The following is a 19471-nucleotide window of genomic DNA, read 5'->3' on the forward strand; positions in this document are numbered from 1 at the left end:
TGGACGCGGAGCGGTCTCTGGCCGCCGTCCAAGCCTACGCGGGCTTCACGATTAACATTTTGATGCTCTGATCGTCAGCAGTCTCATCCCGTGTATGTGCTCAATGCATCTACCACAATAGCGGTACGCGACATTCGCCTTTTGGCGTTGAGCTCGATCAAAAGTACTGGTCGCCACATCCATTGCTTAGTCATCGTACGCCCTAGTGCTGATGGCACGTATATTAGCGAACCTGATATGTTCCCGGTTGGCCGGCAGTTTGGATCGGTCAACGGCGGAGCAGGATGACTTGGACGTACCGCAATTTGGGGCGCCAAACCCCAGCTTGCCGCGTGTGAGTGCGACTGACCGTTAGCTCCCCAACGTTCAATACTGCAGGCCTTCCGCTGGTGCAGCACCGGCGGACCTTATCATTACGGTTATTTGAGGGGATTTGAAGATGCAGAGCTCGACCGACCGTGTGATCGTAACACCGGAACCGGCGCTGCTCGACGTGAGGGAGATCATCGATTTTCTTCGCCGGCGTTGGAGGTTCATCTCGTGCACTGCCGCCCTAACGCTCGCAGTATTCGTTGCAATTTCGCTCGCCATCACACCCTCATATACGGCGTTTTCCAGGATCCTGCTCGACGCTCCCAAGGACTACATTTTGTCTCAGGACGCAGGGCCTGAGCTGCGCGACAACTCCACCTTCATCGAAAGCGAGATTGCCGTCCTGACGTCCGCTTCGCTGCTCCAGAAGGTTGTCGAAAGCGAAGGGTTGGCGGAAGAAGACCCCGACCTTAGCGCCGGAGCCCTGGCATGGCTGGAAGGTGCGCTAGAAGTTTCGCGCGTCGGACTGGCGGATGTCATCGAACTGTCTGTAACCTCGCATGATCCAGAAGAAGCGGCCCGTCTGGCCAATGCCCTTGCCGAGGTCTATGTGCAGGACCGCATTGCGTCCCGCTACGAGGGCGCCAAGAAAGCTTCCACATGGTTGAGCGAGCGGGCCGGAATTCTGCGCGAAGAACTGAGCCACTCGGAAAACGCCGTTCAAAAGTTCCGTGCCGAGAACAATCTCCTGGCAACGCAGTCGGGGAGCCTGACCGAGCAGCAATTGTCAGAGCTGAACATAGCCCTCATCAACGCCCGCGCCGAACTGGCAACGAAACGCTCGAAGTTCGAGCAGGCAGAGAAAATACTTCGCATTGGCGGCGACGCTCAAACCTTGCCTGACGTGCTGCAATCCAATGTCGTGAGCGCGCTGCGCACCCAGGCCGGCGTGATGACGCGCAAAGAGGCAGACTTGCGCCTGAGGTACGGCGAACAGCATCCGGAGGTGATGACGGTCCAGGCGGAGCGGCGCGACATTGAACAGCAAATCTCCGCCGAAACCCAGCGGCTCATCGGCAACCTTAGAAACGAGGTGGAAGCCGCGGAAGCGCGTGAAGCTGCGCTTTCTCGGGCGCTCGCATCGGTCTCTGGCCAGTCGGCGGTCGAGGATCAGGTGGGGGTACAGTTGCGCGATTTGGAGCGTATCGCGGCCGCAAACAAAGAACTGTTCCAGACATTCCTGTCGCGAGCCAAGATCGCCGAGGAAAAATCAACGCTGCTCAGCAGCGGTGTGCGCGTCATTACGCATGCTGGCGTTCCGCTCGCACCGAGCTTCCCGAACAGGCCACTTTTCGCGGCTGTGGGTCTGGTTTTTGGCACCGCGTTGGGGGGTGCCGGCGCACTTGTACGCGAGCTGTTTGCTTCCGGCTTTATGGCGAGACGTCAGGTGGAAGAAGCCTTGGCGGTTCCAGTTCTGGCCTCCCTGCCCCGAATGACGGAATGGTCGAGGACGAAGTCGAGGGTGCAGCCAGTAGCATACCTGGAGCACCGACCGTTGTCGCGCTACAGCGAAGCCATCAGAAGGCTGCGCCTGGGGCTGGGCGGCATATCCGAAGCCGACCACTCGCGATCAGTCACTCTCGTCACCTCGGCCATGCCTGGAGAAGGAAAGACGACCCTTGCTTTGAGCCTTGCTTACTCCGCTGCTGCCGACGGCGAACGCGCGCTGGTAATCGACGCCGACCTCAGGGTTTCGGCCACCACCGCCTTCTTTGGGATGGCGGAGAATGTTGGCCTGGTCGATCTTCTGACGCTCCCCATTGATCCCGCCAAGGCAATCCATCTGGATGAGCGTTCCGGCATTCACGTTCTGCCTGCCGGCGGAAAGACCTTAAATCCCCCGGCCCTTCTCGCCTCCGCACGCATGCGGGCAATGCTCGAAGAGTTCCGGCGCACCTATGACACGGTGATTATCGATGCGCCGCCGGTCGGGCCGGTGGCGGATGCCTCCATTCTCGCAGGCCATGCCGACAGGGTGGTCTTCGTCGTGAAATGGCGTGACACGGCGCGCGAAGCCGTCGCTGAGGGCATTCGATACCTCGGCAACCGATCCAAGATTTCCGGAATTGCTCTGACCATGGTCGATGGACCGAAGCTGCCCAAATACGGGCGTTACGCGTCGCTCGACGGCAACGGATATGACAACCGCTACTTGAATTGAGAATTGGAGCACTTCGCGCTGCTGGCGAAGATACCTCGCCAAGAACAACATGGTTAATGTCAAGATAACAATAAGACAACATCAGGCAACCGACTACACTCACAACGATATACTGTCCTGGATTCGAACATTTTAAATAAATATAGAAAATAGAGGTGGAGAGATGCTAACTGACAACACACGCGGTGGCTCACCTACGGCGTCGATGGACGATACGAACGATACTCAGCTCGAACGCTGGTACGTTGTACAGACACATCAACACTGTGAGAGCCTGGCTGAAAGACATTTGTCCTCACAAAACTTACGGACCTACCTGCCGAAAAGGCACCGAACCATTCGTCACGCGCACACCATAAAGACCGTTTGTTCGGCCTATTTCGACGGCTACCTTTTTGTCTCGCTGGACATTCAACGGCAGAGGTGGTCGCCGATCAATTCGACCGTTGGTGTACGGAAGCTCGTCATGAGCGACCGCAAGCCGATACCGGTACCCTACGGGATTGTAGAATCTTTGATCCTGGCAACAGACGAAGACGGCTTCCTCCACCCAAAAGATATATTTCAGACTGGAAAAACAGTTAAGGTCTCAAGCGGACCATTTGCAGAACAACTAGGTGTACTCGACTATGTCGGTCGATCTGGCGCTGTTAGAGTGCTAATGGACATTATGCATCGCGCGGTTCCGATTTATATAGACAGAGATAAATGCATAGTATTAAATTGAAACAGGGATTTTTGTTCCTCGTAATTTGCGCTCTATTACTTATTAATGGAATTTTATGCACAGATGATGAGTCCGATCGACTCACCTTCGGTGCGGTAGCCTGCGAAGAATTGGCAAAGGCCGGCGTCGGCTCGAACGACCGACAACATCACACCATGGATTTTCAATGATGACGCTCCCGACAATCGATTGCGACGGGCTCCGTTGGCCATGCCTAAACAGGGCGAGAGGGGTGAACCACACTCTCTCAAAGAGGTCCACGGAGCCAACAGGCAACCGTGAACGGTTTCGGTGGCTCCCATGAGCTCACAGCCCATGTCCACTTGGCAAGAAAACATCGTTGCACGGGATTCTACGCCTTCGGCGGCGAACAGCCTGGATCATGTGACAGCGTTGCGCTGCGATCCAGCTTTGAGCGCATCGCCGCCTTCAGTTTCGCCGCTGGCGGCTGCCGCTGAACTATTCGCGGCGCTTGATGCAGCCGGCATCCGTTATGGAATGATCCAAGACACGGCAAGCCTGCCCGAAGCACTCGCTGGCCGTGACGATATGGACATGCTGCTCGATAAGCAGGACTACACGGCCTTTTGCGGGATCATGGCGCGATTGCACGGTCTGCGCAGTGTGAGCCTCTCCTGCTACGACAATGCCTGCGCAGGTCGAGAGGACTGGTTTGTTCCTGATTTTTCACGCAGTGCCTATCTTCATATAGATCTTCATGTTGGCATCCGCGTTGGTTGGGAGTTCCGCAAGCGCTATCTCGCGTTCGACTACGCGGCAATTGAGCAATGGGAGCACCTGTCTATCGCTGGGATATCCATACCGGTCGCCTCTGCGGAGGCTGAGATCGGGTTGGCGATTGGCCGTTTCGCGTTTCGTTTGCGAGCATGGCCGTGGACACAATGGCTGGCTGTACCTGGGGATTGGGGTAATAAACTCGCGCGGCTGCCCTTACTATCGAGCAAACCGGGAGAATGCGTCATCGAATACGATGGCGGCCGGAACGGCATAGTATCCTGCAGAATACGGCCGAGCGACAGCGGCATCGAGGTGCATCGCGCTGATCTTGCGCGGCTGAGGCGCTCGATCCGTCACCGGTGCGGGTTTTCGAATGGTAGCGGTCTGGCGGACGCAACAATCCACGTGATCCGCAAGGCCTCCTATCTTTCGTTAAGGGTACTCGGACGCGTGTTGCCGGGCAGCGTTCCGGCCAAAAGGCGCGCATTGACAGGCGGGCTCGTGGTGGCTCTCGTGGGACCGGACGGGCTTGGCAAGAGCACCCAGACCAATCTGCTGGCGCGGACCTTCGCTTGGAAGTTCGGCTGTGCGCAGGTTTATGTCGGCACCGGAGAGGGCAATGGTTGGTGGTTCCGCAAAGTACTACAGAACCTGCTTGCACCCCGTAGACGTCATTTCAAGGCGGTGATCCAGCGTGATCGGAAGGAGCCAGGTAGCGGGGCGAAGAGCAAGGCACTTGCGGCCGGGTTGGCCCTTTGGGGCGTGCTGATTGCGATTGAAAGATACGGGGTCGTCAAGCGCGCACATCGCTGGGCGACACGCGGCCTCATCGTCGTCTGTGACCGCTGGCCACAGACGCTTCAAAAGGGCTATCTGGACGGGCCGATGATCCCGTCGAACCTGCCCGCCGTTCCCGGAATTGCGGCCCTCGCCCGGTTCGAAGAATGGCTTTACCAGAAGATGAATGAGTGCAAGCCAGACCTGACCCTTCACCTCGTATCGGATTTCGCGGTCTCGCAGAGCCGAAAGCCTGGCGAAATCAGCAAGGAAGGGTTTGAGGCGCGGATGTCGTTGATGGCCGAGCTTCGCGCACTCGACAAGGACATCAGGGTCATCGACGCAAGCGCCAATACCGAGACCATCAACCGGAACCTTTTCAAGCAAATCTGGCTGTCCCTGTAGCCGCCCCGTCCTCAAGACAGCCCCGGACAGACCAATACGCACCACGCCTGCGGCGGGGCCAACTGCATGTCCCCTGGATCGCAACGTTTTGAGGAACCCCACGCGGACCCGTCGTTCCCAGGCCACGGCTCCCGTCTGAAGGATCCGCAGTCATTAATGTCGCGGAGATAACAAAAAGATGAAGATCGTTCACGTGTTAACCCGCCTGTATCGCGCAGGTTCGGAGGAAAATACCCTGGCCTGCTGCCACGCTCAGGTGAAACACGGCCATGAGGTCTTGCTGGTTCACGGCAACCAATACGATCCCAGCCTGCAGGCTTCGGTCGCCAAGACCATGCGTGTTGTTGGCCTCGACGCGCTTGTCCATCCAATATCTCCCTCCAACGATTTCGCGGCCCTGAGGCAGCTCAGCCGATTTTTCCAAGAATGGCACCCCGATATCGTCCATACCCACCAAAGCAAGGCCGGCATCATTGGTCGGCTCGCCGCCAGGCAGGCGAATGTTTCAGGCATCATCCATGGCGTCCACATCATACCTTTCGTGCAGGTCGGCAGCGCGCAGAAGATGACGTTCCTGGCCGCCGAGCGGCTGACGGCCAGGTACACCCGTGCCTTTATCGATGTCAGCCAATCGATGCGCGATATCTGCCTCTTCCACCGCATCGGCAGTCCCGCCCAGCACTATGTCGTTCATTCGGGCTTCGACCTTGCTCGCTTCTCCGGCGCAAAGTGGCCGAAGGAGGCGCCGCGGCTTCTTGGCATTGCCCCGGGCGAACCCAAGCCACCGGTCGTTTTGATGCTGGCGGCGCTCGAGCCCAGGAAGCGCCATATCGAGTTCATTGAAGAATTCCCGCAGGTTGTCCAACGCGTTCCGGACGTACGGTTGATTCTTGCTGGCGAAGGGCCGGCACGGCCTGATATCGAAGCTGCCATTGCGCGTTCGCCGGTGGCGCAAAGTATCCACCTGATCGGATATCACTCCGAGCCGGAGCAACTGATCAGCTTGGCCGATGTCTGCGTGCTGACGTCGATGCGGGAAGGACTGCCGCGCGTTGTCATGCAATATCTGGCTGGCGGCCGGCCCTGTGTCGTGTCGGAGCTGCCCGGGTTAGGCGAAGTCGTCAAGCACGGGATCAACGGCGTCGTGACGCCAGCGGGTGATGTGGGCGCGGCGGCAGCGGCCGTTGCCGATGTCCTCGAGTACAAACCGCTTCGCGCCCATCTGGCCGAAGGAGCAAGGCGCACCGACCTCACATCCTGGGGACTCGATGCGATGTGCGACAGCGTCGAGATGGTCTACCAATGCGTTCTGGGGGCACCCGCTGCCCACCGCCCTTCAGGCGCGCAGGCATACCACTAACGACGACAACACCACAGTCAACGCTTGATGCAACGATCCCGGCGCCGCCGTCTGTGCCAAGCCGGTCGTCGACTCCTTTCTTTCAAAGGCAATAGGTTCGTCCCGTTTCCCCTGGGAGATGTATCGTGACTCAAATACCCGCCGAATCCACACATCCCTGGCACAGGGCAATTTCGCTCCCAATGGAGCAAGTCAAGAATCGCTACGTGCTCAGATGCCTGCTGTGCTCCTTGGCGATGCTCGGCGATCTCTGCATGATCGTTGCGGCAGCGATCACGGCCGACGTCACCAGCTTTGACGTGGTCGGCTTCGCCCAGAGCCCAAAGCTTTCCTACGTCGTCTTGCCCACCTACCTGGTCGCAGCCTGGAGCCTTGGCGCGTACCACTTGCCGACCTTACGCTCGGCCACGAACTCTATCAAAAGCTGCCTTGCCTCACTGGCTGCGGCAACCGGCTTTTCGCTGCTGGCCGCACACGCCTTCAATGTCATCGGCAATTTTCTGTCGCAAGAAACGCTTCTCTTCCTCGGCCTTGCAGCCGTTGGCCTCACCGTCCTTCATTGCGGCATAGCGGCGGGACTGCGTCGGCGAGAGGATCAGACGGAGGCAAAGGTCGTTCTGCTCGGCGACGACAGCGTCCGTTCCAATCGGCAGCGTAAAGTCGCGGCGACGATCAACGTGAGGGCATGCGACTGGCATCCGGTGGAAACCGACCCAAATTTCCTCAATGATCTGTCGCTTGCCGTCGCTGACGCGGACCGGATCGTGCTGTCATTCAGGGCTTTCAAGGAACAGTTGAAATGGGCGAAGCTACTCGGCGAACTCGGATTTGAGACCGAGTTACTTGAACCAGGTCTTGCTGGCCTGAAACCATTGGCTCTCCGCTACCTCGACTCCACACCAACGCTGGTTGTTTCCACGGGACCGCTGACTTTGCACAAGCGCGCCTTCAAGCGCGCCTTTGACCTGCTGCTCGTGCTCTTGTCCGCGCCGGTGATGGTGCCCCTCGTCGCCGTTCTCGCCGTTCTCGTGCGCGCGGACTCGCCCGGTCCAGCATTCTTCGTGCAGAAACGCATCGGCACCAACAACAGATACTTCAACTGCATCAAGTTCAGAACCATGCGTGTCGACCTGACAGACACAGCCGGCAACCACCTTACCGAACGGAACGACCCCCGGATAACACGGCTCGGGCATTTCCTGCGCCATACCAGCCTTGATGAGTTGCCGCAGCTTTGGAACGTCTTCTTGGGACAGATGAGTCTCGTCGGTCCGCGGCCGCACGCGCTTGGTGCATCCGCGGAGGGTGCGCTTTATTGGGAAGTGGTGCCGGATTACTGGCATCGTCACGCGATGAAACCTGGCCTGACGGGCCTCGCTCAGATCAGGGGCTATCGGGGCCCGACCGAAAAGCGATGCGACATCGAAAGCCGGGTCGCAGCTGACCTCGAATACATCCACTCCTGGTCGCCATGGCTGGATGTGAAGATCCTGTTGAGGACGATGCGCGTCCTTGTGCACAGCAACGCATTCTAAAGTGTATCGAGTATCGTCACGCCTTGAGCGTTGACGAAGGAGGCGGCGATGAAACGGTGTGTCGATCCAACCTATGTCTCAGTTCCGTTCGGGCGCGAATACCGGGGCTTCCATCGACCTGACAGTGGGATTGATTGCGGTCGCCTTTGCCTGCGAACTCTTGCGCTCGTCATCGCTTTGTTCGCCGCGAACTTCGCCCGCGCCGACGGGTATCTCCTCGACACGGGCGACGTGGTGCGTGTCTTGGTCTTCGGGGAACCAGCCTATCCGTTGGAGGTTGTGGTCGATGATCGCGGCGCGATCGCGCTTCCACTTCTCGGAGACGTTCGGGCCCGTGGCCTGACGACCGGCGCCCTTTCTCAGGATATCCGGAGCGCTTACCAGCAACGGAAATTGATCCTCGACCCCTATGTCAAAGTCGAGATCGGGCAATACCGGCCGTTCTTCATTTCCGGCGCCGTTGCCCATCCTGGCTCCTATCCGTTCCAGCCGGGAATAACCGTCAGGCACGCATTGGCTCTCGCAGGCGGCTTCCGTCCAACGACAGCTGGAGAAACTGTGCCTGCGCTGCAGATCGCGGACCTGCGCAGCGAGCGGGCAAACCTGCTGATCGAGGAGTATCGCCTGAAGGTTCGCCTTGGCCGGCTTCATGCAGAGAGCAAACTCGTCGACAGCATTGTTGTTCCGGCCGATCCCCCAGCTGAACTTGGCCAGAGTTTGATTGACGAGATCATAGCAACCGAGCAGGCACAACTAACGGCCCGGCTGACCGCATTCCGCGACGACATATCCCATCTTCAAGCCTCGCTCGCACGCTTGAACAAGGAAGCCGAAATGTTGGCCGGCGCCAAGGGCGAGCGGCAGCAGACGGTGAAAAGCCAGCTCGACGAACTGGAGTCCATCAGGACCCTGCGCCAGAAAGGTCTGATCACCAACTCGAACGTGATGGCATTGGAGCGCGCGCACAACAACTACCGTCTCGACCTTGCCCAGTTCGAGATGCAGCAGACGCGCCTGCAGCAGGATCTGCTCAACATGGAGAGCGAGTTGCGCAAGAAGCACCAAGAGCACGCGTTTCAGCTGATTTCGGACACGCAGGAAACACAAGTTCAACTGGCGAAACTGGCAAGCCAGCTACGATACCTTTCGGACAAACTGCTTTTCGTCTTCGAATATGGCGAGCACCGGACACTCGAAGACCTGCAGGGCTCCGTAAAGATCCTGATCTTCCGGCGCGGCAAAGAAACGGACCAGGAAGTTGCCGCAAATGAGAACACCGAAGTCAATGCCGGCGACCTCATAGAGGTCTCGGTGGTGGCAAGCAAGGGCTTCTATTCGTCAGCAGCATCCCGTCCGGACCCGGCGGCCGACATGGAGAAGAAAGCTTTTTGAGGTGGGGTTGAGACGCTGTCCACCGTTTCGGCGGCCGATTTACGCGTTATGCGCCACGGGCGCAGCACCAGCAAACCCGTCAAAGAACCCAATTGCACGGTCATAACAGCGAGCAATGTCAGCAAGATCACAGGGAGAGGGCTGACGATCTCTCGATACTGCACCAGGTAAATTGGTGTGATCAACAATACGACAACGGACGAAAGGAAGATCCAGGCAACCCGCCTGGAGCATCCTCCGAGGAAACCAACCGTCAGAAGGATTGCGAGCTCTAACACCAGTCACTCCTCAGGCTGAAATCTTCATCCGAAGCCACAGTTAGAGTCACGGGCAAATATCGTAGCAACGATCGACGAGAACAATGACAGTGGTGCAACAGTTTCGCAAGATGCGGCTTGCCGGTCGTTGGTTTCCGGCCTTTTGGGCGGCCGGGATGCACTAGAGATGGTTTTCAGCGGCCCAAATATCGCAGGCATTTTGACCTTCCTTTCAGGTGCGGCCGTCGTTGTTGTGGGAAGTCGCATGCGCTCAGAACCTCGTCACCCAACCGCACCGGCAAAACAGGCTCATCTTTTGCGCGGGCCGCGGCGCCGATCGCGCCATCGCACAAGCCCGCTCACAACCTTGCAAGTGCTCGGTGCGTTCTTGTTCGCACTCGCACTTGGCCGGTTCGCGTTTGAGTTCTTGCCGACCAGCGGCGCGTGGAAGACAGCAAGGTCCGAGCTCTCCGTCGCTCCATGGCGAGCCTGGATGGAAAGCCTCAACGCAAGCGCCACCCTCATAAGCGATCAGCTAACCAAGCTGACCGGTGTTGCGTTGGATGGCACATTGCTTTGGATAGCGATCACGGCACTGGGTCTGCTGCTAATGCTCGTTCCACGGAGGCGGAAAATCAAAGTCTCCGTCGCCAATACCTCTGCGGCGATGCTATCGGCCGCTCAACGTCCCGCGCCTGGTACGGAACTTGCGAGCGGTTTGCGTTCCTGCCGTAGCGCACTTGTAGGTGTGGCAATATTCAGCGGCGTCAGCAACATCCTCATGCTGAATGGGGCGATTTTTATGCTGCAGGTCTACGATCGGGTCCTACCGAGCCGGAGCGTGCCAACACTTGTCGGCCTGTCGATACTGGCCGCTGCGCTCTTTTTTGGGCAAGCGCTCATTGATCTCCTGCGCGGTCGGATCATGACGAGGATCGGCGCTGAACTGGACGAAACAGTCTCCGCGCGAGTGTTCAGCGCTATTGCACGTCTACCTCTCCTCGTCGGGCAACAAGGCGACGGTCTGCAGCCTCAGCGCGACCTCGATAGCATTCGGACCTTTCTCGCCAGCCCGGGTCCCAATGCGCTTTTCGAACTGCCGTGGCTGCCCTTCTACATCGCAATCATCTGGGGTTTCCATCCCATCCTGGGGCTGACCGCGATCGGCGGCGCAATCGTACTTGTAACACTGACAATCACGACCGAGATGCTGACGCGAAAGCCTGCGAGCGCGGCGACATCTTCCGGGATCCGGCGCAACAACCTGGCGGAAGCCAGCCGCCGCAATGCCGAGGTATTGGCGGCCATGGGTATGCGCCGGCACCTGCACGACCAATGGCGGGAAACGAGCCGCGAACATATCGCCCAACAGCAAAGCGTCAGTGATGTCGTTGGAGGCCTCGGCAGCCTGTCCAGGGCGTTGCGACTGATGCTTCAATCGGCCATGCTGGGCATCGGCGCGTGGCTGGTCATCCATGGCGAAGCGACGGCCGGGGTCATCATCGCGGGGTCAATCCTCGCAGGGCGGGCCCTTGCGCCCGTTGATCTCGCAATTTCCCATTGGCGCAACTTCATCTTGGCCCGCCAAAGTTGGCGCAGACTGAGCCAGTTGCTCGCGCGGCTGCCTGAGGATATTGCACCGATGGCTCTTCCCGCTCCGCGCTCCAACCTCACGGTAGATCGGGTCGCCGTTAGCGCGCCCGGCACACAACGGCTGATCGTCCAGGGGATTGAGTTCGATCTGAATGCTGGCGTCGGGCTTGGGGTTATCGGCGCCAGCGGCTCCGGCAAATCAAGCTTCGTGCGTGCCCTCGTCGGCGCGTGGCGACCAACCATCGGCCGCATAAAGCTTGACGGGGCGGCACTCGAACAATGGCCGCAGGGATATCTCGGGCGCTACATCGGTTACCTGCCGCAGGACGTTGAGCTTTTCGCAGGAACGGTGGCAGCCAATATCGCGCGCTTCGAACCGGTGGCGGATGCCGATGCCGTTGTCGCTGCCGCCCGTGCCGCAGGTGTCCATGATCTGATCGTCAGCCTGCCCAACGGATACGAAACCCAGATTGGCGAAGGCGGGGCCGCTCTGTCGGCCGGACAACGTCAGCGCATTGCTCTTGCCCGCGCGCTCTATCGCGATCCATTCCTGATCGTCCTCGATGAGCCGAACTCAAACCTTGACGCAGATGGCGAGATTGCACTTGGCGATGCCATAAGAAAGATCAAGGCCCGCGGCGGTATCGTCGTCATCGTTACGCATCGGCCGAACATCCTCGCCGCCGTCGACCTGGTGATGGAAATGAAGGAAGGGCAGATGCAGATGTTGGGCCCGCGAGAACGGGTGCTTTCCAAGCTCATCCCGTTGCACCCCGCCAACATTGACGGCCTGAAACGCGTTGCCGCACAGTCCAAACCATCGAATTGAATGGTCGCCAAGACAATTACCGACTCTCAGATGAACGCGACACACTCCCACCGACGCTCCATTCGCCGTAACCTTCTGGGCGGGGTGACTATCATCGCCCTGCTCTTCGGCGTGGTCGGCGGATTTGCCGCAACCATTGAGATTTCGGGCGCAATCATCGCCCACGGCGTGGTGGTTGTCGCTTCCAATGGCAAGAAGGTCCAGCACCCGACTGGCGGCATCGTCAGCAGGATCCTTGTGCGAGACGGCGCGCATGTTGAAGCCGACGATCTTCTCGTGCAGCTCAGCGACGTCGTGCCCCGCGCCAATCTGGCCTTCGTGACCAGGAGCTTGGACGAGCTCTACGCTCGAAAATCACGCCTCGAGGCTGAGCGCGATGGCGACCAACAATTGACCATCGCCCCGACACTCACCGCGCGGATGAGCCAACCGGAGGTCGCGGCACTGGTTGAGAGCGAGCGGCGATTGTTCGAGATACGTCGCCTCGAACGATCCGGGAACAAGGCTCGGTTGCGTGAGCGCATCGAGCAACTGCAGAAGCAGATCGAGGGCTACCTGGCCCAAGGAAGGGCCAAGAAAAAGGAGATCGAGCTGATCCGGGAAGAACTCCAGGGAATTCGCGATCTTGTTGAAAGGAAACTCACGCCGCTGTCGAAGCTGACGGCCTACGAACGCGACGCGACCCGGATTGAGGGCGAGCGGGCACAGTTGATTGCCAGCACTGCACAGGCGCGGGGCGCGATCGCTGAGGTGCTTCTCCAAATCCTGCAGCTGGACAAAGAATTCTCGAGCTCGACCGGCAGCGAATTACGTGACGTCGACGCAAAGATCGCTGAATTCGAGGAACGCCAGGTTACGGCCACGGATCAACTTCTGCGCGTAGATATCCGTGCACCCGCAAGCGGTACCGTCCATCAGTCGACGGTGCACACCATTGGCGGCGTGATCGGCGCGGGCGAGCCGATCATGATGATCATTCCGGATCACGATGTTTTGGCGGTCGAGGCAAAGGTTGCCCCCCAAGACATCGACCAGATTCAAGTCGGCCAAAGCGCCCTGCTGCGGTTTACCGCCTTCAATCAGCGCATTACGCCGGAGTTCCAAGGTGTCGTGTCATTGATTTCGGCCGACGTCACGCATGACCAGCGAACGAACGAGAGCTATTACGTCGCGCGGATCACGCCGACGCTCGATAGTCCGGCACACGCAAGTCCCTTGGCCCTCGTTCCCGGCATGCCCGCCGAAGTGTTCATCACGATCGGGGATCGGACAGTGATGTCCTATCTGATGAAGCCTTTGTCGGACCAGATGATGCGCGCTTTCAGGGACGAATAGGCTCAACCCAGGTTGGGCCACCATTGCCGTTAGCTTTGCCCGTTATCTCCACAGAACGAGGTTTGCCGTGATCGCGACCAAACTCAGACCCCCGATATTCCTGATTGGTAACTATCGATCAGGCACGACCATCACACAGAAATTGATCGGCCTGCATCCTGATGTGGTGACCTGGTATGAGCCGAGGACGCTCTGGCTCTACGCGGATCCCGGGCGGTGCCACGACGTGTTTACCGAGCGCGATGCGACGGAAAAGGTTATTCGCTACATCCGCGGCCGCTTCCTCGAGTTTCAGGTAAGGAACGGTGGCCGGCAGATCATGGAGAACACCCCGTCCAACGTCCTTCGCTCATCCTATGTGCACCAGATTTTCCCTGAGGCGACTTTCCTCTTCATCACGAGAAATCCGTTTTCCTATATCAGCTCCATGGAACTGAAATGGCAGCGAACGAAGACGCTGAAGGGAATGAAGAGAACGCTTGCGACAACTCCAATAACACAGCTTCACCATTATGCCGGCGCGTTGATCCGACAAATCTTCGTCAAGAAGATACTGCGGAAGAAATACGCGCCGATCTACGGGCCGAAATACGAGGGGATCGATCAGGATCTGAGGGAACACGACAAGCTGACCGTAATTGCCCGCCAATGGGCGCGTGGCAACCGCCGGGCGAGAGAAGATCTCGCCCAGCTCGGAGAAGGCCGCGTATTGACCTGTCGCTATGAGGACCTGATGCAGGATACCGAGACGACCTTGCGCCGCATCTACGACCACTGCGGGCTCGTCTGCAGCGATGATATCCTTCGTGTCGCCAAGGAGATGGTCGACCCCACGCGCCAGGAGAAATGGCTTCGTTTCGATCCAGAACAACTGCAGGCGATCCTGCCGGAAGTCGAAGAAGAGATGCGCGTATATGGCTACGAAGTACCCCTTCCGCTTCGATCAGAGAAGGCCGGCAAGGGCGCCGTGTTAGGTCCTTCGCCTGAGGAGTGCAAGGCGTGAGCGATATCCGACAGGGACTGGCAAAGCGCAGTGTCGTGGGCATGTTCTGGACGGGTTTGTCCATGGGGGCCCTCGCCCTGGCGGAGGTTGTCGCGCTCCTCGTGCTCGCCCGGCTCCTTTCTCCCAGTGAGTTCGGGCTTTATGCCGCGGCTCTTGTCATTATCAAGCTCGCAACCATCTTCGAAAACCTCGGTGTTGCGCCGGCAATCGTGCAGCGACCCGAACTCGACGAGCGTCACCTTCGGGTCGGCTTTACATTGTCGCTGGTCCTTAGCCTCCTGATCGCCGGACTGGTCTGGTTGGTCGCACCGGCTATCGCCCACGCCATGCGACTTACCGAACTGGCAACGGTCGTGCGTGCCACCAGTGTGGTCTTCCTTTGCCAAGGGATCGCACTGGTGGCGCAAGCCGTTGCCCAGCGGGCTTTGCGGTTCGAGTGGCTGGCCGCCGTCGACGCGGCGACTTTTGCCGTCGGCTTCGTGATCGCAGCACCGATCTTTGCCTTGGCTGGCTTCGGCGTCTGGGCGCTTGTCGGTGCACTCATGACCCAGAACCTGCTGCGCACGGTCGTGCTGCTCATCGGCCAACCACATCCCAAGCGGCTCTTGCTTGAGCGACGGGCAGCCGGAGAGCTGCTTTATTTCGGTGGCGGGTTCACCATAGCTCGCGTGTGCAACTACCTCGCAACCCAAGTGGACAAAATCATCGTGGGGCGCTGGCTCGGAGCGGAAGCGCTCGGCATCTATTCGCTTTCCTCGCAGCTCATGACGACGCCGGCGGTCATCATCGGCCAGATTCTCGACCGCGTCCTGTTTCCAACGATGGCCCTCGTGCAACAGGAGCCCGCCCGGCTCGCTCGCGCCTATCGCAGTGCGGTGGCGGCCTGCGCACTTGTGGTGCTGCCGGCAAGCGTCGTCGTCGCGATAACAGCGCCCGAGCTCGTTTTGGTCCTGCTCGGTCCGGGATGGGACGCGGTCGTCGCTCCCTTGCAGATCCTGGCCGTCGGTATGTTGTTCCGCACAAGCTACAAGCTCAGCGACTCCATCTCGCGTGCCACCGGTGTGGTATACGCAAGGGCATGGCGGCAGGCGATATTCGTGGTCACCGTGGCGACAGGCGCCTTCTTTGGACATTTCTGGGGCGTGACAGGTGTGGCGGCCGGCGTCGTCGCGGCAGTCGCGTCCAATTTCATGCTGATGGCGCATCTGAGCCTGCGCGTTACCGGGATCAGTTGGTCCGAATTCATCGGGGCACATGCGCCAGCGCTTGCACTTGCAAGCGTGGTCGGTGCGTGCGCCTGGATCGCGGTCGATCAATTGCGCCAAGTCCAAGTGGCGCCCCTCGTTCTCCTTCTCAATGTGGCGATTGCCGCCGGCGCGTCGGGGCTGGTGTCATGCTGGCTGTTGCCGACGCTGTTTCTTGGGCGGGACGGACAGTCGATGCTTCGCCTGATCGCAGGGATGGCGCCGGCGTGGCTGCGTCGAAGCCGGCCAGGATAAGGAGGTCGCTCTTCAACATTCGGCGGGCATAGACCCGCCGACGATGCTCCAGCGTTCTAAAGCCCATCCCCGCGATCTGAACGTGCGACGCCGCCTTGACCAACGGCGCCGCTCCTTCAGCCGCGGGCTTCGGCGTTGCCCCGGGATGCCCGGCGTTCGGCGAGCATCCACACGGATAGCAGACCCGCAAAGGCTGGCTCGCAGAGCCGCCTCGGAAAAAGGAGGTGACATGAAAGAGGTCGCCTCTGGACAGAACGGATCACTGAGATGCAGGTGATGATCGGGGGACAGTCACGCTTGCAGCCTTTCGGCTTATCCGGTTGGCGTTCGACACGGGAAGACGATCCCCGGCATCGGCGAGTTCTTCGCAAGGCTGATCGAGGCGGAGATCGACGATATCAGCCGGTTCCGCAACCCGAAGAAGCTGGCCGCCTATGCGGGCCTCGTACCGTCGACCTATTCGAGTGGCGGTAAGACCCGCTACGGCAAGATCATCAAGCAGGGCAACAAGTGGCTGCGCTGGGCCTTCGTCGAAGCGGTCGCACCGGCCGTGGCCAGCGATCCTGAGCTTCGCGCCCAGCACGAGCACCTGAAGATCAGAGAAACCAATAAGGCGCGTGGGGCGATTGCACGCAAGCTTTTGACGATCGCCATCCAGATCCTGCGTGACCAGCGCGCCTATGAGCGGCGCGGCAAAATCCAGGAGGAAGGCGCTTGGGCGATATCCCGGCTGTCCTGATGACTTCGTATCGAGCCCGGCAGGATTGGGCTGCGCTCTTCAAGGAGAATGGGAAACCGGGAACCGAGCCCTCTGTGACCGAAGCCAAGGCATAAGGTCACGCATTGGAGATTGGTTCAGAACCGAAGGACGGAAAAACAACCGGTCCAGCGGCCAGAGACGATTGAGCCGATCGGCGCCAATGCCGATCAAAACCGAACCGAACCCAAGGAAAAGCCGCCGGTTCAACGCGTTTTGCCCCTTGCGTTCTTTCATTGGAGATACGACATGACCAGCCTGGCTCGGTTTCCTAGCGTCAAACAGCTCTTGGCAGATATCGACCTCGACTATGGCCTCAAGGGCGATGGGCTGACCGCTGACGGATCAATGACACTGACCGGCATCTCCGCTGCCGATGCATTGGCTTCATTTTTCCAAGACATACTGCGAGCGACGGTCTCGTTCGAGGGGATCGGCGACTGGGACCGCTGGCCCACTGGCTTCGATCCATGGGGCGCGCCAACGCACCACGACGACGCCACGGCTCCAGCCGAAAGCGGGGTGGCGAACCAGACCGAGACCGTATCCCCAACCCTGGCGTCTGACGGCGACGCAGCCGCCAAGACGATGAGCGCTCAGAGTTTTGCGGTTTCCAGCAGCAGCACACCGACGACTTTCGAGACACGCGTGTCAGGTGCGGCCGATGACGCCGAGGAAAAGGCCTCTGGTTCAATAACCGGCAATGTCAATGATCTTGAACTTGGATATGATGACAGCACGCGCCAAACGGTCGGCTTGCGCTTTGCCGGCATCGATATCCCGAAGGGTGCGATCATTACCAACGCGTACATCCAGTTCACCACGGACGAGGTGAGCACGGGGTTAGCTTCACTACTGATCCGTGGTCAGGATTCGGACGACGCTGCCGAGTTTACCACCGCAAAATTCAATGTCTCCTCACGACCGACCACAGACGCATCGGTCAGCTGGGCACCGGCGGACTGGACGATACGCGGCGAGGCTGGCACCGGGCAACGTACGCCCGACCTGAAGGCGATCATTCAGGAGATTATAGATCGTGGCGGTTGGGCGGCGTTGAATGACATCGCCTTCCTGGTCACGGGGACCGGCACCCGCACTGCCAAGTCTTTCGATGGCAATGCCGTGGCCGCGCCCTTTCTGCACATCGAATATTACGTTCCGACAGCGAGCGCCCCGGTCGCCTTCAATAGCCCGGCCGATGCCAACTCCACCGCCAATCAGATTGCTGAACTGGCGGCCGCCGGAACGGCCATCGGCATCACCGCTTCAGCAAGCGATCCAGATGCCAGCGATACGGTGAGCTACAGCATAGACGACGCGCGTTTTTCCATCGATGCATCGACCGGCGTCATTACGCGTTCGGGCGTCGGTGTCCTCGACTTCGAGACCCAGACTTCGCTAACCCTGACTGTGACGGCGACTTCATCCGACCAAAGTACGGCCACCCAGTCCTTTACCGTTGGCATTCTCAACAGCCAAGAGCCGGTCGCCTTCACGTCCCCGGCCGATACCGACACGGCCACCAACCAGATTGGCCAGAACGCCGCCGCTGGCACCAAGGTGGGAATTACCGCTTCAGCGGCCGACCCGGACGCCGGCTCGACCATCGCCTACAGCCTGAACGATACGCGCTTCGCAATCGATGCGAACGGCATCATCACCCGCTCGGGCACGGGTACGCTGAATGCCCAATCCCAGCCTTCGATCACCTTGACCGTCACCGCGACGTCCTCGGACGGCAGTACCGCCTCCCATGACTACAGCGTCAACGTCATTTCAGGCACGCCCAGTCCGCCCACGTCAGCAACGCTCGTGCATATCGTTCCGACCTCGCAGTGGTCGCCGGCGAGCCCGGACCCTTCGGGTATCACCTACATCTCCCATCTCGGAACCTTGATGATCTCCGACGCTGAAGTCGATGAGATGTCGATATTTCAGGGAAAGAACCTCTTCGAGATGAGCCTTAACGGTACCTTGGTGAGGTCGATGACCACCACCAGCTATTCAGACGAACCAAGTGGGGTTGCCTACAATCCAACCAATCATCATCTCTATTTTTCCGATGATACCGGCACGAAGAGTATTTACGAACTCAATCCGGGAACGGACGGACTCTACAATACGGCCGATGACATCGTAACCTCGTTCAGGACATCCGCATTCGGCAGCTCCGACCCGGAAGGCATCGCCTATGACACGAAACGTGGTGTCCTTTATCTCGCAGACGGCTCGGCAAATATCTACACGATCAACCCGGGCGCCAACGGCAAATTCGACGGAGTGGCCTCCACCGGCGGCGATGACGTGGTGACGAGTTTCTCGATCGGCACGCTCTCCAATGGAGATCCTTGCGTCGAATACGACCCCGTCCACGACCTGCTCTATGTCGTCAAGTCGCGCACTCAGGTGGTCATGATGTCGACGACGGGGCAGCAACTGGGCACACTCGATATTTCGGCGGCCAATGCCCGCAAAGTGGCCGGTTTGGCCCTCGCACCGAGCAGCGACGACGCGAACCAGATGAGCCTCTACATCGTCGACCGTGGCGTCGACAACGATTCCAACCCGAACGAAAATGACGGCAAGCTTTACGAGTTCCAGCTCGACCACTGGCTGCTCGCGTGAGCGCGACCAACGTACATGATCGGCCGTCGGGCCACAGCCTGAAGTGATCCCGTCGCGCGCCTGGTCGCACGGCGGGCATGGAAGCACCGGCCTTGCCGGCTTG

The 19471-nt window shown here is 59.4% G+C and carries 11 protein-coding genes and 2 pseudogenes; all 13 read left to right on the plus strand.

The features are described 5' to 3' along the window. The first annotated feature begins 439 nt into the window (after positions 1-439). The 13 genes and pseudogenes from ACTJKM_RS22035 (at position 440) to ACTJKM_RS22095 (ending at position 19368) form a co-directional block, all read left to right on the plus strand. The gene (locus tag ACTJKM_RS22035) at positions 440-2533 is read left to right on the plus strand and encodes a GumC family protein (RefSeq protein ID WP_063893389.1); all 2094 of its coding nucleotides are present in this window, start codon (positions 440-442) and stop codon (positions 2531-2533) included. Between the two features lie 205 nt (positions 2534-2738). Beyond that, entirely contained in the window at positions 2739-3260 is a 522-nt protein-coding gene (gene nusG, locus ACTJKM_RS22040; protein ID WP_440660924.1) for a transcription termination/antitermination protein NusG, read from the plus strand. A 315-nt stretch (positions 3261-3575) separates the two neighbouring features. After that, positions 3576-5180: a hypothetical protein gene (locus ACTJKM_RS22045; RefSeq protein WP_440660894.1), complete on the plus strand. Its 1605-nt coding sequence runs from the start codon at positions 3576-3578 to the stop codon at positions 5178-5180. A gap of 178 nt (positions 5181-5358) precedes the next feature. Further along, the gene (locus tag ACTJKM_RS22050) at positions 5359-6540 is read left to right on the plus strand and encodes a glycosyltransferase (RefSeq protein WP_440637904.1); all 1182 of its coding nucleotides are present in this window, start codon (positions 5359-5361) and stop codon (positions 6538-6540) included. Between the two features lie 182 nt (positions 6541-6722). Next, positions 6723-8075, plus strand: a complete 1353-nt coding sequence (locus ACTJKM_RS22055) for an exopolysaccharide biosynthesis polyprenyl glycosylphosphotransferase (RefSeq protein ID WP_058328514.1) — start codon at positions 6723-6725, stop codon at positions 8073-8075. A 48-nt stretch (positions 8076-8123) separates the two neighbouring features. Then, a pseudogene (locus ACTJKM_RS22060) lies at positions 8124-8573 on the plus strand (polysaccharide biosynthesis/export family protein); the annotation flags it as partial. 60 nt (positions 8574-8633) lie between these two features. Then, on the plus strand, positions 8634-9467 hold the full coding sequence (locus ACTJKM_RS22065; protein WP_440660927.1) for a hypothetical protein: 834 nt from the start codon (positions 8634-8636) through the stop codon (positions 9465-9467). Between the two features lie 924 nt (positions 9468-10391). Then, positions 10392-12146, plus strand: a complete 1755-nt coding sequence (locus ACTJKM_RS22070) for a type I secretion system permease/ATPase (RefSeq protein ID WP_440660926.1) — start codon at positions 10392-10394, stop codon at positions 12144-12146. A gap of 30 nt (positions 12147-12176) precedes the next feature. After that, the gene (locus ACTJKM_RS22075; RefSeq protein WP_245296187.1) at positions 12177-13481 is read left to right on the plus strand and encodes an HlyD family type I secretion periplasmic adaptor subunit; all 1305 of its coding nucleotides are present in this window, start codon (positions 12177-12179) and stop codon (positions 13479-13481) included. A 67-nt stretch (positions 13482-13548) separates the two neighbouring features. Further along, positions 13549-14484: a sulfotransferase family protein gene (locus ACTJKM_RS22080; RefSeq protein WP_058328516.1), complete on the plus strand. Its 936-nt coding sequence runs from the start codon at positions 13549-13551 to the stop codon at positions 14482-14484. Continuing rightward, positions 14481-15983 (plus strand): lipopolysaccharide biosynthesis protein, encoded by a 1503-nt coding sequence (locus ACTJKM_RS22085; RefSeq protein ID WP_440660895.1) that lies wholly within the window; start codon positions 14481-14483, stop codon positions 15981-15983. The genes ACTJKM_RS22080 and ACTJKM_RS22085 overlap by 4 nt, the downstream gene beginning before the upstream one ends. Positions 15984-16320: 337 nt before the next feature. Continuing rightward, positions 16321-16722: pseudogene (locus ACTJKM_RS22090) on the plus strand (transposase); the annotation flags it as partial. 267 nt (positions 16723-16989) lie between these two features. Beyond that, entirely contained in the window at positions 16990-19368 is a 2379-nt protein-coding gene (locus ACTJKM_RS22095; protein ID WP_440660897.1) for an RTX toxin, read from the plus strand. Positions 19369-19471 lie beyond the last annotated feature (103 nt).

It is taken from the genome of Ensifer sp. 22460 (assembly GCF_052044935.1).
GTDB lineage: Bacteria > Pseudomonadota > Alphaproteobacteria > Rhizobiales > Rhizobiaceae > Ensifer.